Below are 15,893 nucleotides of genomic sequence, written 5' to 3'. Positions count from 1 at the left end.
CGCGGACTCGACATCCCGCCCGGCGGCATTCCCTTCAACGGCCTCCGCGGACAGGTACACGCCGCATGCGGCACGGGAAAAACCATCATTGCTGCCGCGTCGGCAAAACGGCTTGTGCCCAAGGGGCGCATTCTTGTGCTGGTGCCGACGCTGGACCTGCTGGCGCAGACGGTGAAGGCGTGGCACGAGGCCGGGCACAAAGGGCCGGCCGTGGCGGCGTGTTCGCTCCAGGACGACCCCGAGCTGTGGAACCTCAAGGTGCGCTCCACCACCAACCCCGTGCAGCTGGCCCTGTGGCACGGCACGGGACCCGTGACCATCTACGCCACGTACGCGTCCCTGCCCGTCCTGGCGGAGGCCTTCGAGGGCGCCTACGGCCAGAAGCTTTCCCCGGTGGACCTCGCGTGCGTGGACGAGGCCCACAGGACAAGTGGGTCGATGGGGAAGGCGTGGGCGGACATCCACGACCAGACCGTCATCCCGGCATACCGGCGGCTGTACCTGACGGCCACGCCGCGGATCTGGGAGGAGCGGCCCAACCGGGAGGTTGCCGAGGGGGTACGTGACCCGCTGCCGCGGGAGATGGCGGCTTCCATGGACGACGAGAAGATCTTCGGGCCCGTGCTCTACAAGCTGTCGCTGGCATCGGCCGTCTCGCGTGGTCTTCTGGCTCGGTACCAGATCATCGTCCTGGAGCTCCAGGACCCGGTCCTCACGCCCGAGCGGCTCTATGGCGAGGACCGGTACACCGAGGAAGTCCGCGGGCAACGACTCGGGGCCCTCCAGGCCGCGCTCCTGCACACGATGGCGCAGCACGGGCTCCAGACGTGCATCACCTTCCACCACCGGACGATCGAGGCGCAGGCATACGCGGAGGGGCTTCAGCGGGTGGCTGCCAAGCTGCACGCTGACCAGCCGGAGAAGTACCCGAAGCGGATCTGGGCCAACTGGCTGTGCGGCGAGCACGCCCCGGAGCGCCTGGCGGGAGGTGTTGGGCTCGTTCGGGTCCACCGCGCAGCGGGCCGTGCTCTCCAACTGTCGCGTCCTGGGCGAGGGCGTCGACATCCGGGCCGTGGACTGTGTGGCCCTGCTGGACCCCAAGGGCGCGCCGCACGACATCGTCCAGGCCATCGGCCGGGCGCTGCGGCAAAAGCCCGGACAGGGAAAGCTCGCTTCTCTGATCGTGCCGGTATTTCTCCAGCCCGGAGAACAGCCCGAGGAAATGTTCACCTCGGGATCGTATCGGAATTTGGTGAAGGTATTGGAGGGTCTGCGGGCTCATGATGAAGAGGCGGTGGAATTGCTCGCTATTCCGCAGGAGCCGCAGAAGGACGTGGTGCAGCCGTCCGCCTTCATCGGCCCGGAGCCAGAGGAAGGCGAGGAAGAATCCCGCCTGCTGCTCCGCTTCGCCGCTCCCCGTGACCCGGTGATGGTCGCAAACTGGGTGTCGTTCAACGTGATCGACACCGAACGCCAGGACTGGGCACGCGGCTGGGCCGCGCTCAAGCGGTTCACCGAACGCGAGGGCCACGCCCGCGTCCCCTACGGCCACAAGGAGCCCCCCGGCCCGCACCCCCTTGGGCAATGGGTCGCCGAACAGCGAAGGGCCTACGGGACCGGGCAGATGACCGGCCAACGCGCCCGACGGCTGGAGAAACTCGGCATGGTGTGGAGCCTGGCGGATGAGCGGTTCCAGGAGAACCTGGAAGCGGCCCGCGCCTACTACGAGATGCACTGGACCCTGTGCGCACCGAGGTCGGCGACAGCGCTGGACAGGCCGGTGGGGCAATGGCTGTCCAACCTTCGGCGGCCCGGTGCTCTGGACGGTCACCCGGAGTGGGAGCAGGCGCTCAAGGAGCTCGACCCGGACTGGAACCCGGCGTGGCCGGCGGACTGGCAGCGCAACTACGCCGCGCTGCGGGAGCTACTGCGCGACGAGGACCAGGCCGACGTCCTACCCGGCGTCACCGTCCACGGGATGGACGTCGGACGGTTTGTCCAGAGGAACCGTCAGCACACGGTGTGGACCGGGCTCACGGACGAGCAACGCGAGCGCCTCGAGCAACTCGGCATCACCCCGCTGCCACCGGAGCAGGACACACCCGCCAAGGCCCCCAAGACGGCCTCTGGCACCTTCGAACGAAGCATCGCAGCCCTCGCCCAGTACAAAGCCCGCACGGGCTCCGCAGGGCCCATCAGCCGCTCCCACATCGAAGTCCTGCCCGATGGCACAGAGGTCCGACTAGGGGTGTTCCTGAGTAACAGCAAGAGCAGGCGCGCCAAGCTCACCCCCGACAAACTCCAGCAGCTGGCGGAGCTCGGGTTGGAGTGGGCGGCGGTGTAGCCGTGTGGAAGGCTGCATCAGGGGCCGTGCCGGACGCAGCCGGCACGGCCCCCCTGCGCGGTACGCGGCCTTGCCCGCGCGGTATGAGGCCGGGCGGGGCCGGCGCTCGGCTTCTGCCCGCAGGGACCGGTCTCCCGGCGCCGACTACTCGGCGACCGGGGGACAGTAGCGCCGCTTGTCGCTTGTCGCGGCGCAGGTCAGGGCCGGGGTCTCGCGCGGCGAACTGCCCGCGCTGTGCGGATGGCTGGGGAGCCTGCCGCTCCGGCCCCTGCTCAGGCTGCTCAAGGTCGCCGTAGCGCCACCCAAACGGTGCACCCACCGTGCGGTGGCCGGTGCCCTCTGCAGAAGGTGACTCATGACCAATGACCGCAGGGAAGGCAGCCGAACATGAGTGATGACTGGGACGCTTTGACCGTTGACCAAGCCATTGCCAGGCTGCAGCAGCTCAAGAATAAATACGGTGGATACAAGCCATTGCATATCCCTGCGGACCCCTCGACTGCTGACGGCGATGGCTCGTACCCGGCCTCGCAAATCGCGTACACCTACAACGGGATTACGGTCCTCTCCGGTCCTCCCGTCGAGGACGTTGAGCCCAGCGCTGAGTAGTGCTGTACAGAAAGTGCCGCTGAGCCCGCCGTCGTAGGTGACCCCGGGCGCACCGGACAGCAGAGCGCGGGACCGTGTGGCGTGGGGTTGCCGACGCCGCACGGCCCGATCAGACAACCGCAGTAGTGGGCGAGGACTGGGGCACCTGCAGCACGTCTCCGGGGGCGCCAGGCGAAGCGCTTCAGGTCCCAGGTAAAGGGGCCGACGTAGGCCTCGTCGAAGTCGTTGACGTTGAAGATCAGGCGGCCGTTGGCGTCCATGTACGTGCCGAAGTTCTCCGCGTGCAGGTCGCCGTGGATCCACACGCGCGAGGTGCGCTCGTCCAGGAACGGCCCGCCCCGCTTTTCTTGATCCAGATCGTGGTAGAAGAGGCACGCCGTGCCCCGGTAGAACGCGAAGGCCGAGGCCGCCATCTTCCGGAACTTCACGCGGAACGCGGCCGGGCCTGGCGGGAGGACCGGCAGGCCATGCAGGCCAAGCAGTCCGACGACGGAACACCCCCGCATCGGCGGGGAGGACGCTGTCTTCGCCCGGGTCGACTCGGTGGCGGGCGGAACACCCCCGCGTCGGCGGGGAGGACCCTTCCTGACCTGCACTTTAGGAGGGGCTTTGCATTTCCTTTACCTTTGGAGCAGCGGTCATGCGGATCAGGGTAAGGCCGTCGAAGTCGACGGGGATCCGGCGGCGGGTTCCTGCGGTGCGGATGGCGTAGCCCTGTTCTGTGGCGGCGGGGTGGACGAGGATGGCGGCGCCGTTGCCCACGACTTCGGTGACGGCGTGCCAGAGTTCATCGCGGACGCGGGCCGAGACGCTGCCGACGAAGATGCCGGGCACTACGTCGCTAATCCATCGGCTGAGGGCGCCGCGTAGGTGGTCGGGGACTGCGGTTGTGGCGATGACGACCATGGAGGGCATCAGGTGCCTCCGTTGGCGTAGTTGACGCCTGCTGGGAGGACTCCGGTTTTGGGGTCCCAGAGGTGGACCATCTGCACGTCATGCCGTTCGGAGCGTTCCTCGTCGGTGTCGTCGCCGGCTGTGGTCGCCTGGGTATGGGGCGGGGTCAGTAGGGACTGGACGTCCTGGACGATGCGGGGCAGGAGGCGTAGGAGTCGGAGGTTTTCGCGGAAGCGGCGGCGGGCTTCTTGTTCGGGGTTGTCGGAGTTGTGGAGGGCGAAGGCGAGGGGGAGTGTGATGTCGGCTTTGTAGAGGTCGGCAATGTCGTAGACGAAGGCGTGCTGGGTGCCGGTGTGGACGTAGCCGAGGGCTGGGAGAGTCCGAGGGCGAGCAGGGTGGCGTGGACGACGCCGTACAGGCAGGTGTTGGCTGCGGACAGGGCGAGGTTGACGGGGTCCTGGGTGTCCCATTGGTCGGGCCGGTAGTTGCGGCGGAAGCGTCCGATGCCGTGCTGCTGCGCGAGGATCTTGTAGAAGGCTTTCATGCGCTGGCCTTCCATGCCGCGGAGCTGGTCCAGGGTGATGGATTCGGGTAGGTCGGCGTCCTTGAAGCGCATTCGGTACATGCGGACGGCGACTTCGAGGCGGCGTGCTGGGTCGGCCCATGTTGCGACCTGTTGTTCGAGCCAGTGGGTGGTGAGGGAGTCGGGGAGGATGCCCGCGTAGGCGCGGACGCCGCCCGCTCCCACGCAGACGACGCTGGTGCCGTGGCGGGCGAGGGTGGCCAGGGCCGGGGTGGTGATGGACACGCCGGGGCCCAGGAGCAGGCAGGACAGGGCAGCGGTGGGGATGTAGACGAGGTCGGTGCGGTGTGCGTCGATCTGGATCTGCGCGCACACTCCGGTGTCGTCCTGTACCACCCGGACCATGTCCAAGTAGAGGAAGGACAGGGAGTCCGCGACGCGGGGAGCATGGCCAGGGTGGGTGCGGCGAGGCGTCTGCGCGCCTCACCGCCCTTTCGTGGCGGGCTCACGCGGTTGTTGCGGGGGCGAGGCTGAGCAGTCCCGCGCCGTACGGTTTGCACCGTCCGATGCCGTGGATGACGGCGTCTTCAAGGGCGTCGGGGTCGGTGACGGTGGCGGTGCCGTCGTAGCGGAGCAGGCTATGCCGCATGCCGGAGGCGTTTGGGGTGCGGGGCGGGCCTGCTCGATGCTGGTGGAGGTCAGGACGTGGAGGTCGAGGCCGGTTTCGGCGGCTCGGCGGAGCCACCACTGGTCGGCGTCGGCGCCACAGAGCGGCACGATCCGTCCCCGCTTGCCCTTCTCTTCCAGGGAGAGCCGCTCCCGTTTGGCGGGGTTGAGGACGATGCGGTAGCGGACGCCGAGCCCTTTGCGCAGTGCGGTGAACATCGGGGCGAGGCTCTTGACGTCGGCCTGGCCGTATCCGGTGGGCAGGCGTGCCGGGTCGAGTGTGGCGGCCTGGACGAGGAGGGTGCTGGAGGTGTCGGTCTCCTCCAGGCGGTACAGCAGCCCGGCCTGCTGTCGGGGGGCGTTGCCGAGGTTGTCGGGGACCATCCGCATGACGGTGCGGTGCATCTGGGTGGCGTCGCGCAGGTCCCGCTGCACGTCGCGGCTGTGCGGGTTGAGGCGGATGCGTGCGATCACCGGGTGGTCGTTCATGCGCTTTCCTCGAGGTGGGCGTAGTCGATCAGGCGCTGGCATCAGGGTCTGTGGGGGGCCTGCCAGGGAGCGGGGCACCGGTAGCCGGGTGCGGTGCAGGCGGCGGCCGGTGTGGCTGCGGCCGTGCTGGGCGAAGCTCACCGGTGCGTCGTTGACGTCGATGACGTCGACCGGCGCAGGTTCTCCCGGACTGCTGGGGGTGGTGGCTGTTCGAGGAGGAATTCCACGGGGATCGTCCCGGCTTCCGGCCCGTCGCCGTCCTTGGCTGGTGGTGCGGTGCGGCTGAGCGGCACCCGGGTGCGGAGTTCTTCCTCGGGGTCGTCGACGTGGCGGCGCAGGAGGAACGGCTCGTCGGGGACGCAGGAGCGGCGGCCCAGGTAGGGCGCCCAGTGCGGGCGGCTCAGGGCACCGGCGAGGCGCTCGACGGTCTCGTCGGCTGCGGTGACGGCGACGACGAACACCGCGTCGGACAGGTAGTGGCGTCGGGTGATGACGGCGGCGCCTTTGTTGCTGCCTCCGCTGGTAGCGGCGGTGCGGTCCTTGGGGAATCCGCCGCCGGCGGTGCGGTAGTCGACGAGCCGGACGCCCGGCCGGTCCACGCGCACGGTGAGCCGCAGCTCCTGGTAGCGGTCCAAGCTTGGCTGCGGCCGATTCCCTCGGCCGCGGCGAACATGCCGATGAGTGCGGAGCGGGTCGGGAAGGGCGCGGTGTCCCGCACGGGGGTGAACGCGGAGCGTTCACCCCAGGACTGCAGGGGGCCTGGCGAGGCGCAGCAGAAGCCCGCTCACTGCTGGTCCTGCCCGGCGGGCACGGCGGCCTCGACGGCGGCGTCGATCAGCTGGTCGAAGGAATCGTGGGCGGTGCCGAGCCCGGTGTAGGTCTCGGCGGGGTTGATGACGGTGTGGCCGTGGAAGCGGCGGTTGCGGTTGCCGGTGAGGCGGTTGATGTTGCCGGCGTAGGTGTCGAGGGCTTGGCGGGAGGGCTGGGAGAAGCCGCCTTGCGGGTCGCCGGTGACGGGGGTCTCGAAGGCTGCGGCCAGGGAGAGCGGTCGGTGTTCGCGCACGGCGAGGTAGGCCAGGTCCGGGACGGTGTGCGGGGCGGTGCTGTTCTTCTTGGCCTGGGGAAGGGAGAGCAGGAAGTGCTCGGCGAAGGAGCTGAGGACGGTGCGGACGGCCTTGACGTCGCCTTCGAGGTTCTTCAGCAGGTCGGCGACGTTGACGGTCGCGTACCGGTAGAAGACGCCGGCGCTGAACTCGGCGGTGTCGAGGTGGCCGCTGCCGGTTTCGGCCTCGCCCAGCCAGTCGTCGACGGCGGTGAAGTAGTCACGCTGCGGTTCGGCGGCGTGCGTGGTGAACGCGTGGGCGACCTGGGCCGCCCCGTCCACGTTGGCGTCCGGGAGCTCGGCGAGCATGCGGCCCAGCAGGCTGATGGAGGCGGTGCGCCGCTTGAGGATCTGCTCGATCAGGTGGGGCGGCAGGACCTGGCCGGGCTTCTTCTTGCCCTGGGCCACTTCCAGGGCCTGGCGGTGCTCGGCGCACACGGCGGCCAGTTCGTCGATGGCCGCCTCCGGCAGGAACAGCAGCACCGAGGTGTGGCCTGCCGCTTCCGTGCCGATGCCCTTCTTCCCGGCGCTCGCAGCGACCTGCGCTCCGGCGAACGCGGCCAGCTCGGCGGGCCAGTCGGCGTTCTGAAGGGCGTGCTGCACCTTCGCCGGAACCAGGCGGGTGCGGGCGGCCTTCTCCCCGAGGTCCTGCTCGACGCCGAGCCGGATGGCCCGCTTCCAGGACTGGCTGGAGACCCGGATGCGGGAGGCGTTGCCGTAGCGGACCTGCTTGGGGGAGCCGAGGTCGTCACGGTTGAGGTTGGCCGTCGGGCACCGACCGCAGGGCACTCAGGTCCAGGTAGAGAGTCATCGGTCGTTCTCCATAACGGAATCGAAGGGGGCGGGGTCGCTCGTGCCGGCGGCGGTGCGGAAGTAGCTTTCGAGCCAGCGGGTGGCGATGCGGTCGCGGCTGCGGTTCCACCAGGCGAGGTCCTCCAGGAGGACCGCCCAGTCGAGGGTGATGCCGCCGGACTGGAGCTGGCGGACAAGGGCGGGCAGGCCCGGGTGGATGGCGTCGCTGCTCTGGCGGGCCATCAGGTGAAGAGCGCTTTCGGCGGAGTTCGCCTTCATCACGCCCTTGGCGACGGCCTGGCCGAGCGAGGCACCCAGGTTGGAACGCTCGTACCAGGAGACGGACGCGCTGTCGTCGGGCGTGGTGTCGCGGGCCGAGCGGGGACGTGCGGCAATCAGTGAGGCCACCGCGTAGTACGCCCGCCGGACATCAACATGGTGCTGGTCGTCGTGGTCACGCAGCCACGGCACCAGATAGCGGTGCACGTAGTTGCACCGCTCCACCGGCAGCCCGAGCCCGCGCCGCAGGGCGGCACGAGTCTGCGTGGAGGCGCACACGCGGTGCACGTAGGCGACGAACCGGTCCGAGGGACGGGCACTTGAGGAGGTCGGCGGAGCAGGAGCCGCCGGCGCAGAATCGGTCATGAGACATCCCTGATGCGGGGAAAGGGTGGGGTGACAAAGCGCCTGCCGTGCCGCACGGACGCGGTCGGGCGGGTTCAGTCGGATACGGACGGCTGCAGCAGTGCCAGAAGGAGGCCGCGGGCGCGGTGACGGGCGCGCGCCACCCGGATGTCCGCACGGCTGGCCTGGCCGATGGCCTCATCCAGAGCGGCAAGGGCTGCGTCGACGAACGGCCTGTCCACCCGGCCTGTGGTGCGGCCGGGCTCGGTGAGCCGCCAGAACTGTGTCTCCGCGGCCTGCCAGTACCGCGTCAGCGCGGCACAAGCCCACGGGCCGGGCTTGCGGGCATCCAGCTTGATCTTGGCCTTCGGTGATGGGTCGACACTGCTGTCGGTGGCGATCTTCCAGGCGATCCTCGCAGCGAAGTCCAGCCGGTCACCGGCCTGCTCCGCAGCACTGTGACAGCGCTTGACGTAATAGGCCATCTCCGGATCGTTCTCCTCCTGCCACTGCAGGACCTGCGGACTCGTCGCCCGGAACCAGACACTGTCCTTTTGCTGCCCGTCCTGGTCGAAGCCGTAGGCGCGCACCCGCAGCCGCGGCAGCAGCCACCTGGGCAGGTGCTCCAGAGCCGGAGGGCGCCGGGCGTCCTGACGGCTGTCCTTCAGCAGCAGCGAGTCCAGATCCCGCCACAAGGCCCGCGCCCCGTCGGCCTCCCGCGGCTGGAAGTCGCCGTCCTTGCGCCGATCGAGGATCTGGTATGGGTCCTGCACCTTCTGCGGCAGCTCGTGCGTCGACCAGGTGAGGTAGGCATCCGTCACCGACCGGCCGCCCTCGGACGACACGAGCAGCGCGGCATGACGGAACCGGCCCGTCAGCATCCGGCCCGGCCACGTCACCGGCGGCAAAGCCTCCAGAGGGGCGCGGAGATCCTCCTCCCACGGGCACGCGTCCTCCGCCTCCCAGTCGACCTCAACCTGGGGGCTCGGCACGGCCAGCACCAGCGTGGTGAACAGCTCCGGCCCCCACGGAAAGTAGGAGACGGACTTGCGCAGCGGGGCCGCATCACCGCTGCCCGCACGCTCACCCGTGATCCGGCGGGGCGTGCACTGCCCGGACGGGCCGTAGTACAACTGCGCGATCAGATGCCAAGCCGCCTCGGCGGCCGGTACCGGCACGGGCGCGGTGTCGGTGAAATGCCCGAACAACACCGCCCCGTTGATGCCCGTGGGCCGTCCCATCACCAGCTTGTTCACCCCGGACGGGTTCGGCGACCCCTTCGCATCCACACACTCCGCCATCAGGCGGGGATCCTGCAGGAACGGCCGCTCGGGATGGAACAGGTCGAACCGGCCCACCAAATCCGTGCGGCCGAAGTAGGCGTCCACCGCCCGCGAATCGAACCGGCCAGCCTTCAGGACACGCTCCCGCAGATCGAACCAGTCGTCGATGTCTTCCGCGACGTCCGGATCATCCAGCCGGTCCCCGCCATCGGCGGCGATCCTCGCCGCGATCGGCGCCAGAATCCGCATCAAGCCCGCCGCCGCCGGCGGCACCGGGATCTCCACATCCTCGATCTCATGCGCCCGCTTGAACAACTCGCACAAGCCCACGCACGCCGACCCTCCGGTCAGCAGACGCACCGGAATCCACGGCTCGATCCGCAGGTCGAATCCCCCACTCACCGTCATCCCCTCCAACACCCTCAACCCAGACACGGGCAGGGCAAAGCCCCCCAGAGCCCTGCTCTGGCGCCGTCTGGGCATTCAAGCAGCCGCCACTGACAACGGGCCCGGACCTGGAGGTTTTCGGATCAAAGGCGGGCAGTGACTGGTATCAGCGGCGCACCAGACCGCAGTCCTTGTCCAGCCGCAGTGTCTTGCCGCCGACCTTCACCGCCTGGGCGCTTCCGCCCTGCACGGGCTGGTACAGCACACGCAGGTCTGCGAGCATCGGGTGCCGCGTCCACGACTTCGGTGGGGCGATGCTGTCGGGATCGGCGTCCCTGAGCCAGTCGGCGCGGACCGGGATGGTGCGGCGCATCACCTCCCGCACGGACGAGACCGGCATCGTGCCGTCCGCGGCGGACGCGCCGGCCTGGGGAAGCAGGTGCTCACCCTCCAGGTCCAGGGTTACGCGGCCGTCCTGGTGCACGTAGGCGCACAGCAGTCGCACCGAGTCGGCGCCGAGTCGGGTGGAGATCTCCCACTCGTCCTCTTCGCCGGGCAGATGATGCAGGTCGTGCAGCGCCGAGACGCTCCGCGCGCGCGGGACGGCGAGGAGGCCGGCGATGCTGCGTTCCGCGATGTCCTTGCCCTTGTGGGCCGCCCAAGCTTTGGTCTCGCTGGCGCCCGGGGTGTTCCAGTCGAAGTCCTCGTTGTCCCCGTGGACGGCTTCGACCAGGTCCTGTACGTCGCCCGGGATGGAGACGGTCCCGCCCTTGATCCGGGCGAGAGTGCGGGAGGTGGTGGAAAGGAGGTGCTCGGAGTACACCTCGCCCCACTGCGGGGGCGTCTTCCCGTCGCCCGCGATCGGGTCGAGCACCACCAGACGCGGCCCGCTCGCCCAGGCCGGGCGGCCGCGGCCGTCGGGGTAGCCGTGCCGGGACCAGTGGTTCTCGTGCCGCCAGCACCGCCCGGCCCGCTGCAGCAGCAGGGACAGCGGAGCGAGATCGCTGATGACGATGTCGGCATCAAGATCAAGCGACTGCTCGACGACCTGGGTGGCCACCACGATCCGGCGCCGCGGACGCGGACCGTTGCGGCCCAGCCCTTGCGTGACCTCCCTTGTGCGGGCTTCACGCACGTCGCCGGGGAAACGGGCGTGCAGCAGCTGCACGCTTCCGCCCTGTGCGTGGGAGCGCTCGTCGAAGCGTTCACGGAGCTTCAGGTAGGTGTTCTGCGCGTCCCCGACGGTGTTGCACACCACCAGGGCGGTGCCGCCCTCCTTCTCGATCGGTTTCAGGAGCCGTTCGATCACCGCCAGCCGGGCCCGGGCACCTCCACCGCCGTGGACGACCGGCTCCACCACGACATCCAGCTCCATGCCCCGCGCACGCACCTGCCCCTGCCGGCGGCGGGCGAGATCTGGGAAGCCCGTCCGCTCTCCCCGTCCACGTACAGCCACCCCGGATAGGGCGCCGGGAACGTCTGCTTGCTCAGGGCGCGCGTCTTGTGACCGGCGCCCTTCAGGTACTCCTTGATCAGCCGGTCACTGACCGACGCCGGCAACGTCGCCGACAACAGCACGACCGGAACGCCGTACGCCCCGAGCCAATTCAACAAGCGGCCCAGCAACACCTGCATGTAGGGGTCGTAGGCGTGGGCCTCATCGACGATGAACGTCTTGCCCGACAGGGCCAGCAACCGCAGCGCGTTGTGCCGCACCGGCAGCACCGCCATCAGGGCCTGGTCGATCGTGCCCACCGCGAACTGTGCGAGCAGCGGCCGCTTGGACCCGCGCAGCCACCGCTGCGGCCGCATGTCCGCCTCCGCCCGACCGCTGCCCTGGCCCACCTCGTCCCCGTCACACGTCAACACGCTCTGCGCCACCAGGTCCTCGTCGGCGTAAGCGCTGTTCAGCCAGGCCATACTGTGCACCAGCGTCAGCCCGGCCTCCTCGCCGGACTGACGCAGCAACGCCTGCGCGACCCGCCCGTGCATCTGATCGCTGGTGGCCATCGTCGGCAGCAAGAACGCATACCCCTGCGTACCGAACGCCTCGGACAAGATCCGCTCGGCCTCCAGAGCCGTCTCGCTCTTGCCGTCCCCCGGCGCCGCGGTGACGAGAAAGATGCCGCCACGACGCCCCTCGCCGACCGCCTGGCGCAGCTCGTCCATCACCGAGCGCTGCAACGGATTGGGCTCACCCTGAATGCCGTAGGCCTGTGCGAACTCCTTGCGCTGCAACCGCACGCGGGCCAGCCCAGCCTCAGCCAGCAGACCAGGAGCATCGCGCTTGGAACGCTGGAAATGATCCGCCAGCACCGGCTCCAGCCCCCGCTGCCGCTTTTGGAGGTAGTCCTCCTGGCTGACCAGCCAGTCGGCAAGAATGACCAGCCCCGTCACCAGCACCGCGGCCGGCGCCTTCAACACCCCCGGCGCCTGCGGTGTCCCCAGCAACCCGTGCACCGCGGCCGCGTGCGCCATCCGCTGCCGCGCCCAGGCCGCCCCACCCAAAAACGACGCAGCGATACCGTCCTCAAGGCGGTGAAAACGTCCGTGATGACCACCGACAACCTCGGCCAGCCGCTCCGCGACCTTCAGCTCCTCGTCACCGGCAAAACCCAGACCTGCCAGCACCTCTCTCACGCTCTGCGCGCCGGCCACGTCATGCCCGAACCGCTCCGCGGACATCTTCACCCGGTCACCGCCCAGCTCCGCACTGAGGTACTGGCTACCGCGCCTAGAACAGAACTGAAAGCCTGACACCTTGCCGACGTCATGCAGACCGGCACACAGCCCGACGACCGTCCTGGCACGGTCCACCTCGCCTGCCAGCCCCATCCCCTCAGCGATCCGCACACGCTGGCTCTCCGACAGGTAGGCATCCCACAAGTGCAGCGCCATCGCGGCAGCATCCAAAAGATGCCGGATCAGCGGATACGGCGCCAGCCCCGGATCCAACCCCCTCGACTTCCCCCACACCGACTCATCCGGCGCCCCCCACTCCCCCACCAACCCCGCCCCCTTGGCACTGCCGACCAGCCAGAAGAGCCTGCATTCAACCACCACCCACCGACAACAGCCCCGCCGCCCGGCCCTCGATACAGTGGCCCCATGCAGCCCCACCCCTCACGGCATCGCCCCCTCTCCCGTGCAAGGGAATGGCAAAGCCCCTCCTAAGCCGCAGGTCAGAAAGAGTCCTCCCCGCCGACGCGGGGGTGTTCCGTCGAGGAACGCTTGAGTGAAGGTGCCGACCGAGTCCTCCCCGCCGACGCGGGGGTGTTCCGCTCCTTGGCTAGTACTGCAACGGTGCTTGCCGTGACTGATGGCCAGGTTGGTCGTTGGTGTGTTCATGGGTGGGGACCTTGCTGATGTCAGGTTGTGGGCGGGTGAACTGGACGCTGTGCATGAGCGGTTCGTGCACCGTTTCAGCAGGTCGGAGCCGCGGGAGTCGGCACTGGCTTATATGCGGGGCCTGATCGCTCCGCTGCAGCGGAAGAACGGCTGGACGCTGGCGGAGGAAGCCGGCCACGCAGGCCCGGACCGTATCCACCGGATGCTGAACCGGATCGAGTGGGACGCGGATGAGGTGCTCGACGACGTGCGTCAGTACGTGGTCGAAAACCTCCACGACCAGGACGCCGTCCTGGTCGTGGACGACACGGGCTTCCTGAAGAAGGGGACGCGGTCGGCCGGGGTGCAGCGGCAGTACTCCGGCACCGCTGGGCGGACGGAGAACTGCCAGGTCGGCGTCTTCCTCGCATATGCAACCGACCGCGGGCGGACACTGATCGACCGGCGTCTGTATCTGCCCACCTCCTGGACCGACGACCGCGAAAGGTGCCGCCGGGCCGGCGTCGATGACGAGGTCGCCTTTGAGACCAAGGTGGCCATGGCGAAGGCGATGGTCCGCCGCGCCATGGCGGACAAGATGCCGTTTCGGTGGGTGACCGCGGATGCCGCCTACGGGTTCAGCAAAGGCTGGCGGTCGGAACTGGAGCGGGCGGACGTCTTCCACGTCATGGCCACCACCCGCCACGACACCGTGGTCACCCGCTGGGCGATCGACCATCCCGTCCACGACTTGTTCAACGGTCTTGCCCGGCAGAAATGGAAGCGTCGTTCCTGCGGCAGCGGGGCTCACGGCCTGCGGATCTACGACTGGGCACGCGTCGAGCTCCGGCCCTGGCACCGGCCCGACCGCCGCCACTGGGTCATCGCCCGCCGCAGCGTGAGCCGACCCGGGGAGATCTCTTACTACATCGCCTACTGCCCGGCCGAGACAACACTTGACGACCTGATCCGCATCGCGGGCAGCAGGTGGGCCATCGAGGAGTGCTTCCAGAGCGCGAAACAGGAATGCGGCCTGGACGACTACCAAGTCCGCCGCTACCCCGGCTGGCACCGACACATGACCCTGGCCATGGCCGCCCACGCCTGCCTGACCGTCCTGCGAGCCCGCGAGCTGGATGCCGGGAAAGCAGAAACGGATCCTCCCAGCTCATCCACCTCAGCCTCGCCGAGATACGACGGCTGATCACCCGCCTCACCGACCGCCGACCCGCCCCCGTCGAGCACATCCTGCACTGGTCGGCCTGGCGCCGAAGACGACAACACCAGGCCCGCACCAGCCACTACAAACGACGCGGACACAGCCCCAGACCTGGCCATCAGTCACGGCAAGCACCGTTGCAGTACTAATACTCCAGTCGCGTTTCTCCATTTGTGCTGGTCAGCGCCTGGGTTTCGAGTCTATTTGACTGACGCACCATCAGGGGGGCGGTGGTTCGTGACTCACCCGATCGAAGTGCGTGCGGCGCCGGTAGTGGCAGTGTCGAGCGGCGGCTTGGTGTCGTCGGCGCCAATGCGACCAGTGGAGCCGGCGCTGGGGTAGTTGCGGTCTGCCTGTCGGGACATGGGCAAGATCCAGGAGCCGTCGCACTTCTGCCACGGTGAGGGGAACGAGGCTGCCTGGACCGTTTCTGCGACCCCCTTTTCGAAGGCGTGGGCGGCCATCGCCGCGAGGAAGCAGTGCGCAAGCATGGCCAGCGTGATGTGCCGATACCAGCCGACGTAGCGGCAAACCTCGTACTCATCCAGGCCGCACTCGTTCTTCGCGGCCTGGAAGCACTCCTCGATGGCCCAGCGTGAGCCGGCCACGCGGACCAACCCGGCGACGGTCGTCCCGTGTGGTGCGAAGGCGAGGTAGTAGGCGATCTCCGCGGGGCGGGCCAGACTGCGGCGTGCCAGCACCCAGCGGTGGTGCATGAGTGCCTCGCCGTTCTCGTCGTCGACAGCGGGGAGCCTGGCTGCGGCCCAGTCGTAGACCCGTGGCCCCTTCGCTCCGTTCCCGCACGAGATCCGCTCCCAGGCGTCGTCTGGCGCGCCGGTCAGGACATGGTCGATGCGCCAGCTTCCCGCAGGTGTCTTGACCTGCTGCGACTTGGGGACGGCCAGCACATACCCCACACCGGCACCCTCCAGCACCCGCCGAAAGCCCCGTTCCTGCCCGTAGGCCGCATCAGCGTCACCCAGGCGACCGGCAGCGCTGAGTCGAGCGCGCGCAGCACCATCGCGCGCGCCAGTTCGGGCTTGGTCGCGAAGGGCCTGTCCTCGGGGATTCTCGCTGCCCGACACCGGTCCTGGTCGTCGGTCCAGGACTTGGGTAGATACAGCTCCCGGTCCACCAGGGCCCGCCCCTTGGCCGAGGCGTAGGCGGCGAACACGCCGATCTGGCAGTTCTCGGTGCGGCCGGCGGTCCCCGAATATTGGCGCTGCACCCCTGCCGAAACGGAGCCTTTCTTAATGAAGCCGGTGTCGTCGACGATCAGCACGCCGTCCGGCTGTCCGAGCCGCTCGGCCACGTAGTCCCGCAAGTCGTCGCGGATCTCGTCCGGATCCCACTGGCACCACGACAGCAGTCGCTGCAGGCCGTACGGAGTGGCATGGCCCACGTGCTCGGCGAGCTGCCAGCTGTTCTTCCGGCCGACCGGGCCAAGCAGGCCGCGCACGTAATCCCGCATCCGTTGCCGCGGCTCTACCCGCCCGAATCGCTTGCCCACCCGCAGCAGCAGGGACTCCAACTCACTGGCCCACAGACCCGCTTCAACATCCGACTCCATGACCGGCTCAACGCACCTCGATCGGGTGAGTCACGAACCACCACCCCCCTGATGGTGCGTCAGT

General features: G+C 68.9%; 8 protein-coding genes and 6 pseudogenes. 2 read left to right on the top strand and 12 right to left on the bottom strand.

Going from position 1 to position 15,893, the window contains the following annotated elements; all coding sequences use genetic code 11:
* Positions 1-2,344, top strand: a pseudogene (locus V8690_RS41650) (Helicase associated domain protein); the annotation flags it as partial.
* Positions 2,345-3,126: 782 nt separating this feature from the next.
* Here V8690_RS41650 and V8690_RS41645 read toward each other — a convergent pair.
* From V8690_RS41645 to V8690_RS41595, 11 genes and pseudogenes are all read right to left on the bottom strand, one after another.
* Positions 3,127-3,396, bottom strand: a pseudogene (locus V8690_RS41645) (DUF2252 family protein); the annotation flags it as partial.
* Between the two features lie 154 nt (positions 3,397-3,550).
* Positions 3,551-3,868, bottom strand: coding sequence for a type I-E CRISPR-associated endoribonuclease Cas2e (gene cas2e / locus V8690_RS41640; RefSeq protein WP_338775241.1), 318 nt, complete (start codon positions 3,866-3,868; stop codon positions 3,551-3,553).
* Positions 3,868-4,819: pseudogene (gene cas1e, locus V8690_RS41635) on the bottom strand (type I-E CRISPR-associated endonuclease Cas1e). The gene cas2e and the pseudogene cas1e overlap by 1 nt, the downstream one beginning before the upstream one ends.
* Positions 4,820-4,875: 56 nt before the next feature.
* Positions 4,876-5,019, bottom strand: a complete 144-nt coding sequence (locus tag V8690_RS41630; protein WP_338785658.1) for a type I-E CRISPR-associated protein Cas6/Cse3/CasE — start codon at positions 5,017-5,019, stop codon at positions 4,876-4,878.
* Between the two features lie 95 nt (positions 5,020-5,114).
* Positions 5,115-5,525, bottom strand: a pseudogene (locus V8690_RS41625) (type I-E CRISPR-associated protein Cas6/Cse3/CasE); the annotation flags it as partial.
* Between the two features lie 137 nt (positions 5,526-5,662).
* Positions 5,663-6,160, bottom strand: coding sequence for a type I-E CRISPR-associated protein Cas5/CasD (gene cas5e, locus V8690_RS41620; RefSeq protein ID WP_338785180.1), 498 nt, complete (start codon positions 6,158-6,160; stop codon positions 5,663-5,665).
* A gap of 149 nt (positions 6,161-6,309) precedes the next feature.
* Positions 6,310-7,438, bottom strand: a pseudogene (cas7e, locus tag V8690_RS41615) (type I-E CRISPR-associated protein Cas7/Cse4/CasC).
* Positions 7,435-8,064, bottom strand: coding sequence for a type I-E CRISPR-associated protein Cse2/CasB (gene casB, locus V8690_RS41610; protein ID WP_338775245.1), 630 nt, complete (start codon positions 8,062-8,064; stop codon positions 7,435-7,437). Before casB ends, cas7e begins: the two are co-directional and overlap by 4 nt.
* A gap of 74 nt (positions 8,065-8,138) precedes the next feature.
* Positions 8,139-9,734: a type I-E CRISPR-associated protein Cse1/CasA gene (gene casA, locus V8690_RS41605; protein WP_338785657.1), complete on the bottom strand. Its 1,596-nt coding sequence runs from the start codon at positions 9,732-9,734 to the stop codon at positions 8,139-8,141.
* Between the two features lie 145 nt (positions 9,735-9,879).
* Positions 9,880-11,088, bottom strand: coding sequence for a helicase-related protein (locus tag V8690_RS41600; protein ID WP_338785179.1), 1,209 nt, complete (start codon positions 11,086-11,088; stop codon positions 9,880-9,882).
* Entirely contained in the window at positions 11,019-12,668 is a 1,650-nt protein-coding gene (locus V8690_RS41595; protein WP_338785178.1) for a CRISPR-associated endonuclease Cas3'', read from the bottom strand. The genes V8690_RS41600 and V8690_RS41595 overlap by 70 nt, the downstream gene beginning before the upstream one ends.
* A 391-nt stretch (positions 12,669-13,059) precedes the next feature.
* Here V8690_RS41595 and V8690_RS41590 point away from each other — a divergent pair, with 391 nt between their 5' ends.
* The gene (locus V8690_RS41590) at positions 13,060-14,244 is read left to right on the top strand and encodes an IS701 family transposase (protein ID WP_338785654.1); all 1,185 of its coding nucleotides are present in this window, start codon (positions 13,060-13,062) and stop codon (positions 14,242-14,244) included.
* 482 nt (positions 14,245-14,726) lie between these two features.
* Here V8690_RS41590 and V8690_RS41585 read toward each other — a convergent pair.
* Positions 14,727-15,829: pseudogene (locus tag V8690_RS41585) on the bottom strand (IS701 family transposase); the annotation flags it as partial.
* Positions 15,830-15,893: the final 64 nt, after the last annotated feature.

Source organism: Streptomyces sp. DG1A-41, from assembly GCF_037055355.1.
Classification (GTDB): Bacteria; Actinomycetota; Actinomycetes; order Streptomycetales; family Streptomycetaceae; genus Streptomyces.
The sequence above is the reverse complement of the archived record's forward strand: the minus strand, read 5'-3'. Positions and strand labels throughout refer to the sequence as shown.

Bases quoted from the DNA above. Each gene is read 5' to 3' on its own strand.
- cas2e (WP_338775241.1), bottom strand. From the start codon at position 3,868: ATGCCCTCCATGGTCGTCATCGCCACAACCGCAGTCCCCGACCACCTA.
- V8690_RS41630 (WP_338785658.1), bottom strand. From the start codon at position 5,019: ATGCGGCATAGCCTGCTCCGCTACGACGGCACCGCCACCGTCACCGAC.
- casB (WP_338775245.1), bottom strand. From the start codon at position 8,064: ATGACCGATTCTGCGCCGGCGGCTCCTGCTCCGCCGACCTCCTCAAGT.
- casA (WP_338785657.1), bottom strand. From the start codon at position 9,734: ATGACGGTGAGTGGGGGATTCGACCTGCGGATCGAGCCGTGGATTCCG.
- V8690_RS41600 (WP_338785179.1), bottom strand. From the start codon at position 11,088: ATGGAGCTGGATGTCGTGGTGGAGCCGGTCGTCCACGGCGGTGGAGGT.
- V8690_RS41590 (WP_338785654.1), top strand. From the start codon at position 13,060: ATGGGTGGGGACCTTGCTGATGTCAGGTTGTGGGCGGGTGAACTGGAC.